Below are 13,269 nucleotides of genomic sequence, written 5' to 3' on the forward strand. Positions count from 1 at the left end.
ACGCTCACGATCTGACCCACGGCCGGTGCCGCGCCGCGGGTTCAGGTGGCTTTGAACGCGGCACGCCCGGCAGGCCGTTCAACCGGGCGGAGAGCATTCACCGAACCGGAGGACCGGCGTGAGCAGCAGTGTCGTGGCAGGACTGTGCCGATTGAGGTTCCACGCACCGGGAACGGCCTTCGAACTGGCCGTCCCCGCCGACGTGCCCCTGGCCGACCTGCTGCCCGCCGTCGTGGCCCACGCCGGCCCGGAACTCGCGGAGGAGGGCCTGGAGCACGGCGGCTGGGTGCTCCAGCGCCTCGGCGAGGAACCGCTGGACGAGGAGAACACGGCCGAAGCCCTGGGCCTGCACGACGGCGACACCGTCTACCTCCGGGCACGTCACGAAGCCCTGCCCGCCGTGCACTTCGACGACCTGGTCGACGGGGTCGCCACCGGCATGGACGAGCGCGGCGACAGCTGGCGGCCCGTCCTCACCCGCCGCCTCGCCCTGGCCTTCGCCCTCACCGCGCTCGCCGTCGGCTGGGTGCTGCTCGCCCTGCCCGGCCCGGCGCACGCCCGGGAGGCGGCGGCCGGGGCGGTCGCGGTCCTGCTGCTGCTCGGGGCGGCCAGCGCCTCGCGGGCCATGTCGGACGCCGGTACGGGCGCGGCCCTGGGCGCGGCCGCCGTGCCGTACCTGGGGCTGGCGGCGCTGCTGCTGCCGGGCGGGTCCGGCGGCTCCTCCGACGTGCTGGGCGCGCAGGTGCTGGCCGCCTCCTCGGCCGGGGCGGGCGCGGCGGTGCTGGGGCTCGCGGCGGTGGGGGCGGCGGCGCCGCTGTTCCTGGGAATCGTGCTCGTCGCCGTCATCGGGGTGCTGGCGGGCGTGCTGATCCTCGCCGGGCTCTCGCCCTCCGAACTCGTGTCGCTGGTCGCGGTGTTCGCGGTGCTCGTCGGGGCGTTCGTCCCGTCCATGGCGTTCCGGCTGTCCGGGCTGCGGCTGCCCATGCTGCCGCGCAACGCGGAGGAGCTCCAGGAGAACATCGAGCCCGTACCGGCCGAGGCCGTCCTGCCGCGCGCGCTCGTCGCCGACGACTACCTGATGGCGCTCTACACGGCCATCGGCGCGGTGTGCGCCGGCTGCCTGACGGTACTGGCGTACGCGGACGGGTGGGCCGGGGCCTGGGAGGCGGGCGCGCTGTCCCTGCTGCTCCTGCTGCACGGGCGCGCCATCGGCAGCATCCGCCAGCGGCTCGCCCTGCTCCTGCCGGGCGCGTACGGGGTGCTGGTGCTGATCGCCCGCGAGGCCGGATCGGCGTCGGCGGGCGGGCGACTGGGGCTGCTCGCCGCGCTGCTGGGCGTCGCGGCGGCGCTCCTGGTCGCCGGGTGGACGGTGCCGGGGCGGCGCCTGCTGCCGTACTGGGGGCGGCTCGCGGACATCCTGCACACCCTGTGCGCGCTGTCGCTGCTGCCGCTGGCGATGCAGGCGTGCGGGGTGTACCACGAGCTGCGGGGGCTGATGGGCTGAGCGGCGCGCGGTCAGGTGTCGTGGCTGCCGCCCCAGGGGGCCCGGAAGCCGGGGCTCGTCCTGCCCTACCGTCCACCCGCCCTACCGTCTGCGCGGTACGAGTCCGGCCTCGTAGGCGGTGATCGCCAGGTGGACGCGGTCCCGGGCTTCGAGCTTGGCGAACAGGCGCGCGACATGCGTCTTCGCCGTCGACGCGCTGATCACCAGCCGCTCGGCTATCTCGGCGTTCGACAGTCCCTGTCCGACCAGGGCCAGCACCTCGCGCTCCCGGTCGGTGATCCCCGCGATGAGACGCGGGTCCGCGGCGGGCTCGGCGTCCGGTCCGGGGGCCGCGGGGCCGGACATTCCGGCGAAGTCCGCGATCAGCCGTCGGGTCACGCTCGGCGCGATCAACGCGTCGCCGGCCGCCACCACGCGGATCGCGTCCAGGATCGCGTCCAGGGCCATGCTCTTGAGCAGGAATCCGCCGGCTCCGGCGCGCAGTGCGCCGTAGACGTACTCGTCGTCGTCGAAGGTCGTCAGCACCAGCACCTTGGGCGGGTCCGGCTCGGCGGTCGCCTGCCTGGTCGCCTCGATCCCGTCCATGCCCGGCATCCGGATGTCCATCACCACGACGTCCGGCCTCAGTTCACGCACCAGGCGCACCGCCTCGCGGCCGTCGCCGGCCTCGCCGACCACCTCCAGGTCGTCGGTGTCGCCGATCAGGATCCCGAGCCCGACCAGCATCAGCGGCTGGTCGTCGACCAGCAGTACCCGCACACTCATGCCGGGAGCCTAGCCGCCACGCGGAAGCCGCCCTCCGGACGCCGGCCCGCGCTGAACTGGCCGGACAGCAGCGTCACCCGCTCACGCATGCCGAGCAGGCCGAAGCCGCTCCCCCCGGCCGCCGAGTGCCTCGGACGGCCGGGCCCGCCGGGACCGTCGTCCCCGTCGTCCACCACCTCGATCGTCACTCCCGTCGGCTCGTAGCCGACCGCGACCCGGCACGTCCGCGCACCGGAATGGCGCACCACGTTCGTCACCGACTCCTGGACGATCCGGAACGCCGACAGCTCGATCTCCGGCGGCAGCGGACGCTGCTCGCCCCGCCAGGTCACGTGGACCCGCACCCCGACGTCGGCCGTGCGTTCGGCGAGCCGCGGGACGTCCGCCAGGCTGCCGGCCGGCGCCAGCGGAGCGGCCCCCGGCATGGCGTCGTCGGGCTCGGCGCGGCGTAGCGCTCCGAGCATGCGCTGCAGCCCGAGCAGCGTCTCCCGGCTGGTGGTCTCGATGCCGGTCAGCGCCTGCCGCGCCTGCGCGGGCCTGGTCTCCACGACCCGCGCCGCCGCTCCCGACAGCACCGTGATGATCCCGATGCTGTGCGCGACACTGTCGTGCAGTTCGCGGGCGATCCGCAGCCGCTCGGCCATGACGGCGCGGGCCGCGGTCTGCTCGTCCAGGGCTTCGAGGTACTCGCGGCGCTTGCGGTACACCCCGCCGAAGACCCAGGCGACCGCGAACACGAACGCAAGCTGCCCGGCCCCCTGGGCCACGTAGCCGACGGAGCCCCTGGGGTAGACGAGGGTGTCCTCGACGAACGCGGTCGCGACGGCCGCGACGGAGCCGACGGCGGCGGCCTTCGGCCGACGGGCGGCGAGGTACCCGGCCAGGACCGGGAGCAGGAGGACCACGAACCAGGACCGCGCGCCGAAGAGGTCGCCGAGGGAGGCTTCGCCCAGGACCGCCGCGAAGACCGCCGCGGGCAGACGGCGCACCAGCAGGATCGGAAGGGCGAGCACGAGGCAGAGACCGATCATCTGATCGGGCCTGAGGTCGGGGAACCGGAACGGGCCGCCGCCGTGCCGGACCTGACCGAGCGGCATCGTCCAGAAGAGCATCAACGCGTAGAAGCAGGCGGCGGCCAGCACCAGGGCCCGCGACGTCAGCCAGGTCACGGGTGCCGACGTCGAGAAACGCTGGAGCAGCTCTTCCATGCGGAGATCGTATGGACCGGTGTCGGCCCCGCGCGTCACCCCGGGGATGTACGCGGGGATGTACGCGGGTACGCCGCCGGGCCGATGGCCTGGGGGGAGGGGTGACATCCGCCGGCCGACGCGACGGACCACGGTCCGTTCCTAGGTTGATGGCCCATGACGAACGAACCGATGATCGCTCTCCAGGACGCGACGAAGAAGTACGACGACGGCCCGCCCGCGCTGGCCGGGGTGAGCCTGTCCGTGGCGGCCGGTGAGTGCGTGGCGATCCTCGGCCACTCCGGCAGTGGCAAGTCGACGCTGCTGAACCTGGTCGCGGGGCTGGACAAGCCCTCCAGCGGCACCGTGACCGTCAACGGAACGCGGGTCGACCAGCTCGGCGAGGCCGGTTCGGCGAAGTACCGACGGGCTTCCATCGGCATGATCTTCCAGTTCTTCAACCTGCTCGACGACCTGACGGTGCTGGACAACGTGATGGTCCCGGCGCAGTTGGCCGGGATGGGCAAGCTCGAGGTGAAGCGACGGGCGACCGAGTTGCTCACCTCGCTGGGCATCGACCGGCACGCCAAGGCATACCCGCAGCGGCTGTCCGGCGGTCAGCGGCAGCGGGTGGCGGTGGCCAGGGCCCTGATGAACCGGCCGGCGCTGCTGCTGGCCGACGAGCCGACCGGCGCGCTGGACTCGAGCTCGGCCGAGGACGTGCGCCGGCTGCTGCTGGAGCTGAACGCCGACGGCCAGACCATCCTGCTGGTGACCCACGACATCCAGCTGGCCGCGACCACCGCGCGACGCACGATCGAGCTGGTGGACGGTGCCGTGGCCCGGGACATGGTCAACCCGGTCGGCGGCGCCACCTCCGACAGCCCGGCGGGAGCGAGCCGGTGAGCGCCCTGGGCAAGGTCGTGCGCTCCGGCGTCGGCCGGCGTCGTGTGCAGTCCCTCGTCCTGGCCCTGACGACGTTCGCGGCCGTCACCTCCTCGGTGCTCTCGCTCGGTCTGCTGGTCGTCGTGCAGGCACCGTTCGAGCACGCCTTCAAGGCCCGGCACGGCGCGCACCTGTCCGTCCAGTTCGACGGCTCGAAGGCCACCGCCGCGCAGGCCGCCGCCACCGCGCACACCGCCGGCGTCACCGAGGCGTCCGGACCGTACCCGGTCACCGCCGCCCTGAACACGGCCTTCGGCGCGGACTGCACCTGGGAAATCACCCCGGGCATGCCGCTTGCCGGTCGCGCCAACGAGCCGGTCGTCGCCACCACCCGACCCGACCTGGCCGGCACCTCCGGCCTGGACCATCTGGCCCTGGTCGACGGCAGGTGGCCGACCCCGACCGCCGCGAACGAGATCGTCCTGGCCTCATGGGACCACCACTGCGCGGACGGTTCCGTGGTGTTCGACTCGCTGCCGGGCAAGCCCTCGTTCAAGGTCGTCGGCCTGGCAAACTCGCTGACGAACACCGCGACCGGCTTCCTCACCGGCGACGGCTTCGCGCGGCTGAACGCCGCCGGCGCCAGGACCGACGAGCAGATGCTCTACCGGTTCGCCGCATCCGGGACCGAGGCCGACCTCACCACGGACAAGCAGGCGATCACCGCCGCCGCGACGGCCGGTTCGGTCGAGAGCGGACAGTCCTACCTGGCCGCGGAGAAGCAGGCCGTCGGCACCGCGAAGTCCTACGTGCCGTTCCTGGTCGTCTTCGGCGTCCTCGGCCTGTTCCTGTCGGTGCTGATCATCGCGATCGTGGTCAGCGGCGCGGTGGTCTCGGGAATCCGGCGCATCGGGATCCTGAAGTCGCTCGGCTTCACCCCCTGGCAGGTGGCCCGCGCCTACGCCGCGCAAGCCCTGATCCCGGCGACGATCGGCGTGGTGGGCGGCACGCTGATGGGCAACGTGTTGGCCGTTCCGGTCCTGGGCAAAGCCGGCAAGGATCTCGGTGCCGCAGACACCGGCCTGCCGGTGTGGGTCAGCCTCGTCGTGCCGATCGGGACCTTGGTCATCGTCGGTGTCACCGCGCTCATCCCGGCACTTCGGGCCGGCCGCATGCCGGCGGTGCAGACCCTGGTCGTCGGCCGCTCCCCGAAGGCCCAGCGCGGCCAGGGTGCGCAGCGCCTGGCGAGCCGGCTGCCGCTGCCCCGGCCGATGTCGCTGGGACTGGCCCAGCCGTTCGCCAAGCCGGCCCGGGCCGTACTGGTCGGCGCCGCGGTGCTGTTCGGCGCGGTCAGTGTCACCTTCGCGGTGGGGCTGGAGAGCGCGTTCACCAAGTACTCGGACACGGGCAGCAACGGCCTCAACGCCGGGTCGATGATCGTGGTGCCCGCCGGCATGCCCGACGGCTTCCGCTCCCCCGGCGGCGGCCCTGCCAATCCCCACCTGGACTCCACCGGGGTGGCCGCCGCGCTCGCCTCGGTCCCGGGCACGAAGGCCGCGTTCGGCTGGGGCAACAGCGGCGCGACCGTGATCGGCGTGCCGCCGGGGGACCATACGGTGGTGGACACCACCACCGGTGACCTGTCCTGGACCAACCTGGCTCTGCTGCACGGCCGCTGGTACCAGAACCCCGGCGAAGCCGTGGTCAACGACCACCTGGCCTCGGCGGTCGGCCTGCACGTCGGCGACACCGTCACCGTGGCGCAGGACGACAAGCGGCTGCCGCTGCGGATCGTCGGCATCGACTTCGACGCCAGCGGCGACGGGGCCGTGATGACCGACAACGCCACCTTCATCGCCGCCGGTCTGACGCCGTACATCACCCAGTTCGACGTCGAGCCGGCCGACAACACCAGCGGCTCGGACTGGTCCCGCTCGGCCGCCCCCGCGCTGACTCCGTTGCACGCCGAAGCCACCCCGAACATCAGGCACGAGAACCTCACGGTGCTCACCATGATCGCCCTGGTCGCCACCCTCACCCTGATGATGCTCGCGGTCGCCGCACTCGGCGTACTGAACACCGTGGTGCAGGACACCCGGGAACGGATCCACGACCTGGGGATCTTCAAGGCCCTCGGGATGACGCCCAAGCAGACCATCGCGATGGTGCTGACCTCGGTGAGCCTCACCGGCCTGGTCGCCGGGCTGATCGGGGTCCCGATCGGGATGGCGGTGGAGAACGCGACGCTGACCCGGATGGGGAACGCGATCGGCAGGAACCTGCCGCCGAGCGTGACCCACGTCTACACCCCCGGGATACTGCTCCCGCTGCTCGCCGGCGGAATCGCGATCGCCCTGCTCGGGGCACTCCTCCCGGCCGGCTGGGCGGCTCGCTCCCGCACCGCCACCGCGCTGCGCACCGAGTAGAACCGGCCGCTCGTAGCGCTGGGGATCCACTGAGAGAGCGTCAAGGTGGTACGCCGTGCCCCACGCATGCGTGGGGCACGGCGGTTCCGGTACGGTCGCGAACTCGAACCACACCACCTTGCCGGGCCCGGCCGGGTGCCAGCCCCACGCGTGGGCCAGCGCCTCGACGAGCAGCAGGCCGCGCCCGCTGGTTGATTCGGCATCACGCTCCTGTCGCGGCAACTCCGGGCAGGGGTCGGACACTTCCACCCGCACACGTCCAGCGCCGCGCCGTACGGTGACGGCGCAGCGCTCCCTCGTGTGCAGCAGCGCATTGGCGATCACCTCGCTCGCACACAGCTCCAGTTCCCGAAGCGCCTCGGCGGAGAGCGGCACGTCCCACTCCCGCAGAATCGCCACCACCAACCGCCGAGCCGCCGGGACCGCACCCGGTCCCGGCGGCTCGCCCCACTCCAGCGGCACCGGAAAGCGCGCGGTTTTGAGCGGGCTCACGATCAACTCAGACCCCATCAGTCCTCCATCACCACGGATGGACGGAGAGCCGAAGGCAGCGCTCAGATCCACCCACAAGCCGCGACCGCCGGCCAGCGGTAGCGAAATGGACTCCGCCCATAGCTCTGCGCCATGGCAACGACACAGAAAGTAGTCGCAGAGTTTCTGCGAGTCAGCGATACTGTTACTCGCAGATTTTCGCCGAGTCGTGCGAGACTCGACCAAGCCTGGAAGGGGAGAACCATGGGATTCGGCCTTGTTGTGCGGTTCGTCGCCCGAGACGCGGCATCGGCTCAAGCCTTCGACGCCTTGGCAGCGGAGACGCTTCAAGGAATCCGGACCGCCGAGCCCGGCACGCTCCTCTATGTCAACCACGCGGTGCCGGACGAGCCGCATGTTCGAGTCTTCTACGAGCTCTACGCGGACCGCGAGGCGTTCGACGAGCATGAGCGACAGCCTCACGTCCGCCGGTTCCTTGCCGAGCGCGGCCAGTACCTCGAGTCATTCGAGGTCACCTTCCTCGAGGAGATCTCCGGCAAGGGCACCTCTCCCAACCAGGTCGCCTGATGACCGCTGAAGAAAGGCGGGCGTTCGGCGCTCGAGTCGCTCAGCTACGCAAGAGCCGCGGCTTGAGGCAGGATCAGCTCGCCGCAGCAATCAACCGAACTGCCAGTTGGGTCTCGCAGGTTGAGCGAGGCGTCCAGCCGGTTGTCCGCCTCGATGTGCTCCAGTTGCTGGCAAACGGCCTTGGCGTCTCCGTTCAGACACTGCGCCCCGATGCTCCGGTGCCCGCGGCACCAGCAGCCATGGACCAGCCCAACGACCTCGACCTGGCGCGACTCTCCCTCTCCGGGCACCCAGCCCTCGACGCATTGCTCGGCACACAACGTCAAACCGCTGCTCCTGACCTGGCCGAACTCACCACGGCTGTCGAGAGGCTCTGGAGTCTGACCCACGGCGCACGATTCGCCGATCTGAGCGCCGCCATCGCCGATGTCCTGCCACGGTTGGAACAGGCGGCGCGGGCATCCGGTGAGGGAAAGCGCGCGGAGATCCATCTGCTCCTCAGCCAGGCGTACCAAGCGGTCGCAGCCGCGTTCGTCCGTCAGGACGAGGCCGATGCAGCTTGGGTGGCCGCAGATCGCGCCATCCGGGCCGCCGAGTCATCAGGACACCCGCTGAACGTCTTCGCCGGGATCTATCGAATGGCCCACGCATTCGTGCGGCTCGAGCGGCTGGACCAGGCCGAACACGTAGCCGGGCCTGCGATCTCCGCCCTCCGGGCGTATACGTCGACCCCGAACCCGTCGGCAGAAGCCCTGTCGGTCCTGGGGTCGCTCCATTTGGTCCTCGCGCTGGCCGCCGCTCGTGGCGGTCAGCGCGAACAGGCCCGCAAAGCGATCGCCGGCGCCCGAGAGGTCGCCGCGCAACTCGGCGAAGACCGCAACGACTTCAACTTGGAGTTCGGCCCGACCAACGTGGAAGTGCAGGCGGTGTCCACGGCCGTCGACCTCGGGGACGCGGGTGAAGCCCTGGACCTCGGCAAGCGAATCGATGCCGGGCGGCTGTCGCCCGAGCGAAGGTCGAGGCTTATGATCGACCTCGGGCGTGCACACGCACAGCGACGTCAACTCGGAGAGGCGCTCGAGTGCCTCCTCCGTGCGGAAGAGGTGGCACCCGAGAGCGTTCGAACCCATGCGGCAGCTCGTGAAACGATCCATGAGTTGATCGCGATCGCCGGCCGTAGTGCCCCGTCGGAATTGCTGAAGCTGGCCAAGCGGGCGAACGCCACGGGGTGAGGGCCCGGCTCGATCGTTGACTCCACCTCAACGATCTTCATTCGATCTTGTCTTGATACCGGCCCGGGATTTGTGGATCGTGGAACCCGTCACCACGACCACCCTCACCACCCGGAGCAAGCCCCCATGCGCGTCATCGCCCTCGACCACCTCGTCCTCAACGTCGCCGACATCGAGCGCTCGCTGGCCTTCTACACGGGCCTGCTCGGTATGGAGCCCGTCCGGGTCGAGGAATGGCGGGCGGGCAAGGTGTCCTTCCCGTCCGTCCGAGTCAACGCCGCGACCATCATCGACCTGTTCCACCGTCCCCGGAACGAGTCCAACGTCGACCACATCTGCCTCACCGTCGAACCCCTCGACTGGCAGGAGGTCGTCGACTCCGGCGTCTTCACCGTCCTCGACGGCCCCGGCCCCCGCTTCGGCGCCCGAGGCACCGCCACCTCCCTCTACGTCCAGGACCCGGACGGCAACACCGTCGAACTCCGCTGGTACCCCGAGGACACCCCTGCCGCCTGACCAACCCCGAACACCCGAAGACCGCCCGCCGTGCCCCACGCATGCGTGGGGCACGGCGGTTCCGGTGCGGTCGCGAATTCCGGCAGCGGCTCGGCCAGGCGTGTGAAGAAGCCGCCCTCCTCCCGGGTCACCCCCGATCCGTGGACCAGCACCGCTACCGGACCTCGCGCTCCGGCTGCGCACACTGTGCCGAACAACGCGGTACGGTCCAGGGACCGAAACGCCGTCTCGTGATCGACCATGAGCAGATGGTAGCCATCCAGCGGGGTGCCAAGGCGCACCGTGGGTACACAACTCGAAGGAACCGGCGGTGTTGCACCGGTTGAACGAGGGATGGATCGATGATGCGCGGCGAGGGTACAAAGGGACGGTGACGTGCGGATAGGGATCACGGGACATCGCGGGCTGACGGTCGAGGTCGAGGCGCGGGTGCGGCGGTTGCTCGCCGGTGCCCTGATGAGGGCTGATTCGGTGGAGCTGACGGTGGTGTCGTGCATCGCGGACGGGCCGGATGCCTGGATCGCCGAGATCGCGCTCGCGTTGGACGGGCGGCTGGAGGTGGTCGTTCCCGCTTCTGAGTACCGGGGCGGGTTGCCGCAGTGGCATCACCCGGTCTACGACGGGCTGTTGGCGCGGGCCTCCGCCGTGCATCGCACGGGGTTGACCGCTTCTGACGAGGCTTCGCACATGGCGGGCAGTGGGCTCCTCGTCCGGCACGTCGACAGACTCCTCGCCGTCTGGGACGGCCTGCCGGCGCGGGCCTTCGGCGGGACCGCCGACGTGGTCGCGTACGCCCGGTCGCGCGGCGTGCCGGTCGAGGTGCTCTGGCCGCAGGGCGCACGTCGGTGAGGGGCGGGCCCCGGGATCGGGTGGCCCGGAGCGTCCGGGGCATCACGCGATCCCAGCACATCGAGGTGATCTCGCCCTGAGTTACCGGAAGTTCGTGCTGAGATCTATCGGCCTTCGCCTCGGCCCAGCACAATCACCCGTATGACGATCACTGCGGGTGTGTCGCCGTCGCCGCCCACGCACAACACGCCCCTCGCGCTCGCGCGGGGGGTCCTGACCGGTGGGGTGGTCGGGGCGTCACTTGCCGCGCTCGTGGTGAGCACCATCGTCGACAGACCACCGCTGTTCGTCGCGGGGTTGGTCGTTCCCGTCGCCTACGGGCTGCTGTTCCGTCTGGCCGGTGCGCCGAGGCGGGCGCGGGAGGCGGCGGTCGTGCCTCGTACGGCGCTTGCGATGATCGAGAGCCGGGAGGCCGTCGACGGCGAGACGAGCGACGTGACGGTGCGGTTCGAGCTCTCCGTCGTGCCGGACGAGGGGCCGGCGTTCCGGATGAAGATCACGCAGGGCATCAACCTCGTCGACCTGCCCGACTACCGGCCGGGCGGTGTCGTGGTGGTGCAGTACCCTCCGGACCGGCCCTGGCGGGTGCAGATCGTCAAGCGGCCGACGCCGGAGTGGGAGGAGCGGGCGGCATCGGCGCGGCTCGATTCGGTGCCCGGGACGGCCACGGTGGCCGCGCCGCCGGAGGGGTGTGCCTTCGGCTTGGTGGCGCTGTTCGGCCTGTTGCTCGGTGCGGCTGCGGTGGTGCTGTTCTTCCGTGCGGAGCTGTTCGACCGGGGCGACGACACCCCGAAGCCGTCGGTTTCGACCACCTCGTCGACGATCGTCGTGTCCTCGGCGTCCGGAACGGTGGCCCTGGGCCCGGGCCAGTCGTTCCTCAACCAGGGCGAGCTGGACCGGGCCCTCGGCTCGCTCACCAAGGGCGAGGACACGGGCCAGGCGCTCACCGTCGTCGTGCAGGAGCGCCTGCTCTCGGTGGTGTTCTCGCCACCCGGCACGCAGGCCCCGGGGTTCGACCCCCGTACGCTGCCCTTCGACCGGTTCCCCGCCCTGGTCGCGGACGCCACCAGTACCCTCGGGGTCCACTCCCCGCAGAGCTGGCAGATCACCGTCGAGCGTCTCACCGGCCCACTCGTCATCAGGGTCGTCGTGACCGGCGCCGAGGGCACGGCCACGCTGGAGGCGGACGGGCAGGGCCGAGTGACGCGCCGCGCTCCGGCGCGGTGAGGTGGCAGGAGGAACATGGACTGGTACGGGTATCTGCCGCTGTGGTGCGGCGTGTTCGGCGCGCTGGCGCTGGTCGGGTACGGGAGGTCGCTCGCCGGCGTGACGAAGGCGCAGCGGACGGTCCGGGTGAAGGGGCGGATCGAGCGGGTGGACGAGCCCCGGCACGGGAGTTCCCCGTCGGACGGGATATCCGTGGTCGTCTCCTTCCAGGACCCGTCCACCGGGCAGGAGTTCACCGTCACCAACGACGGCGGTCCCGGCGAGACGATCGGCACGGCCTGGACGGGCCGGGAGATCGGGGTCCACTACCCGCCCGGCCGGCCTCACGCCTTCAAGTTCGCCAATCACCTCTCCGAGGGCGGGCGCGGGCTCGGCTGGGCGAACTTCGCGCTGTTCCTGGTCTACGCCGGCGTGGTGACGGTCGTCGCGATCGACCGGGGCTGGCCGTGGGCGCTGGTCGGCTTCTGCGGCCCCTGGGCGCTGTCCGGCCTCTGCCACCTGCCGGGGAACCTCCGTGACCGCAGCCGCCGGATCGGCGCGCTGGGCGCCATGGTCGCCGTTCCCGGCCGGGTCGTCGCCGTCCTCAAGAGTGTGACCGTCGACTCCGACACCGGCACCTCCACCCGTCTGGTCCCGGTCCTCACCTTCACCACCCTCGACGGCAGGGCCGTCACGGCCTACTGCGAGTCCGGGCTGAAGAACCCGGCCGGATCGCGGGGGCTCGACGTCACGATCCACTACTCCCCCGACGACCCGGCGCGCTTCGTCCTGGACGTCGAGGCCGAACGCGATTCCTGGCACTGGGACATGGTCGTCAACATCGTCGGCGTCCTGGCCGTGACCGCGGCCGCCGTGGTGGGGGCGGTCATGCTCTGACGCGGGCGACGGGCTATCGTCCCGCCATGGAACCAGAGCCGCTCACGTTCGACTACGAGGACCTTCATCTGCGCGTGGACCGGGGGGTGTTGGAGGTGTTCAGCAGGGGCAGGTCCGAGCTGCGGGTTCCGCTGCGGTGGGTCGGGGCGCTGGTGCAGTACAAGAAGCCCGACAAGCCGGGCCAGTTGTTCATCGGCACCGTACGCGACCCGAACGCCCTGCTCTACGGCACCGATCCGGCCGCCTTCCAGTACTCCACCTCGCCCGCGTTCCGGGTGCCGCGCGCCGACGAGCCACTGTTCCGCACCTACTTCACCGAGGTCGCCCGGCTCGCCGACCGGCCGATGCCCACAGGGTGAGCCCCGGCTAGGGTGTCGGGCATGCCACTCGTCGACGTGACCTACGACCCCGCCGTGCCCGAGACCGTCCTGCGCGAACTGGGCGCCGTGCTACCGCACTTGGTCTCCCTCGCCGTGGAGTGCCCCGAGGAGCCGTACGACGGGGACCTCCAGCCCGGGGACGTGGAGATCCGGTTCCGGGCGCTGGGGCCGCTGGACCGCAGCGGGCTGGACGTCGTCATCGAGATCAGGTCCAAGTGGTTCGCCAGCAGGGCCGCCGACCGGCAGGAGCGGGTGGACGCCCTGCACGAGGGCGTCCACGCCGCCACCGGGCTGGAGGAGTTCGGCGTCTACCTGTCGCTGCCGGTCGCCGCCTGGTCCCAGGGGGACTGACCGGCGGTCAGC

The 13,269-nt window shown here is 71.3% G+C and carries 13 protein-coding genes and 1 pseudogene; 11 read left to right on the forward strand and 3 right to left on the reverse strand.

All coding sequences use genetic code 11. The features are described from left to right. Positions 1-151: 151 nt before the first annotated feature. Positions 152-1,504 carry a type VII secretion integral membrane protein EccD gene (gene eccD, locus IH61_RS0113585; RefSeq protein WP_234327173.1) on the forward strand — a complete coding sequence of 451 codons (1,353 nt, stop codon included), beginning with the start codon at positions 152-154 and terminating at the stop codon, positions 1,502-1,504. 81 nt (positions 1,505-1,585) lie between these two features. Here eccD and IH61_RS0113590 read toward each other — a convergent pair whose 3' ends face one another. Both IH61_RS0113590 and IH61_RS0113595 read right to left on the reverse strand, forming a co-directional pair. Beyond that, positions 1,586-2,269: a response regulator gene (locus tag IH61_RS0113590; RefSeq protein WP_031069254.1), complete on the reverse strand. Its 684-nt coding sequence runs from the start codon at positions 2,267-2,269 to the stop codon at positions 1,586-1,588. Next, a complete protein-coding gene (locus tag IH61_RS0113595; RefSeq protein WP_199823313.1) occupies positions 2,266-3,477 on the reverse strand; it encodes a sensor histidine kinase in 1,212 nt (403 codons plus the stop codon). The genes IH61_RS0113590 and IH61_RS0113595 overlap by 4 nt, the downstream gene beginning before the upstream one ends. Positions 3,478-3,633: 156 nt before the next feature. On the opposite strand from IH61_RS0113595, the gene IH61_RS0113600 reads away from it, so the two are divergent. Both IH61_RS0113600 and IH61_RS0113605 read left to right on the forward strand, forming a co-directional pair. Next, entirely contained in the window at positions 3,634-4,362 is a 729-nt protein-coding gene (locus IH61_RS0113600; protein WP_051836980.1) for an ABC transporter ATP-binding protein, read from the forward strand. Then, positions 4,359-6,767, forward strand: a complete 2,409-nt coding sequence (locus tag IH61_RS0113605) for an ABC transporter permease (protein WP_031069260.1) — start codon at positions 4,359-4,361, stop codon at positions 6,765-6,767. The genes IH61_RS0113600 and IH61_RS0113605 overlap by 4 nt, the downstream gene beginning before the upstream one ends. Before the next feature lie 117 nt (positions 6,768-6,884). On the opposite strand, the pseudogene IH61_RS50265 reads toward IH61_RS0113605, so the two are convergent. Further along, positions 6,885-7,277: pseudogene (locus IH61_RS50265) on the reverse strand (ATP-binding protein); the annotation flags it as partial. Between the two features lie 225 nt (positions 7,278-7,502). Here IH61_RS50265 and IH61_RS0113610 point away from each other — a divergent pair. The 8 genes from IH61_RS0113610 to IH61_RS0113645 all read left to right on the forward strand — a co-directional run bounded on the left by IH61_RS0113610 (position 7,503) and on the right by IH61_RS0113645 (position 13,257). Beyond that, on the forward strand, positions 7,503-7,826 hold the full coding sequence (locus IH61_RS0113610) for a putative quinol monooxygenase (protein WP_031069261.1): 324 nt from the start codon (positions 7,503-7,505) through the stop codon (positions 7,824-7,826). Next, positions 7,826-9,058, forward strand: a complete 1,233-nt coding sequence (locus IH61_RS44465) for a helix-turn-helix domain-containing protein (protein WP_031069263.1) — start codon at positions 7,826-7,828, stop codon at positions 9,056-9,058. Before IH61_RS0113610 ends, IH61_RS44465 begins: the two co-directional genes overlap by 1 nt. Before the next feature lie 126 nt (positions 9,059-9,184). Beyond that, positions 9,185-9,574, forward strand: coding sequence for a VOC family protein (locus IH61_RS0113620; RefSeq protein ID WP_031069264.1), 390 nt, complete (start codon positions 9,185-9,187; stop codon positions 9,572-9,574). A gap of 375 nt (positions 9,575-9,949) precedes the next feature. Beyond that, positions 9,950-10,423: a hypothetical protein gene (locus IH61_RS0113625; RefSeq protein WP_031069266.1), complete on the forward strand. Its 474-nt coding sequence runs from the start codon at positions 9,950-9,952 to the stop codon at positions 10,421-10,423. Positions 10,424-10,564: 141 nt separating this feature from the next. Beyond that, positions 10,565-11,650, forward strand: coding sequence for a hypothetical protein (locus IH61_RS0113630; protein WP_031069269.1), 1,086 nt, complete (start codon positions 10,565-10,567; stop codon positions 11,648-11,650). 15 nt (positions 11,651-11,665) lie between these two features. Beyond that, positions 11,666-12,526, forward strand: coding sequence for a DUF3592 domain-containing protein (locus tag IH61_RS0113635; protein ID WP_031069270.1), 861 nt, complete (start codon positions 11,666-11,668; stop codon positions 12,524-12,526). Between the two features lie 26 nt (positions 12,527-12,552). Continuing rightward, complete coding sequence (locus IH61_RS0113640) at positions 12,553-12,885, forward strand: hypothetical protein (RefSeq protein ID WP_031069271.1); 333 nt, start codon at positions 12,553-12,555, stop codon at positions 12,883-12,885. Positions 12,886-12,906: 21 nt separating this feature from the next. Then, positions 12,907-13,257 (forward strand): hypothetical protein, encoded by a 351-nt coding sequence (locus IH61_RS0113645; RefSeq protein WP_031069272.1) that lies wholly within the window; start codon positions 12,907-12,909, stop codon positions 13,255-13,257. The last annotated feature ends 12 nt before the right edge of the window (positions 13,258-13,269 follow it).

Source organism: Streptomyces sp. NRRL WC-3742 (assembly GCF_000720635.1).
GTDB lineage: Bacteria > Actinomycetota > Actinomycetes > Streptomycetales > Streptomycetaceae > Kitasatospora.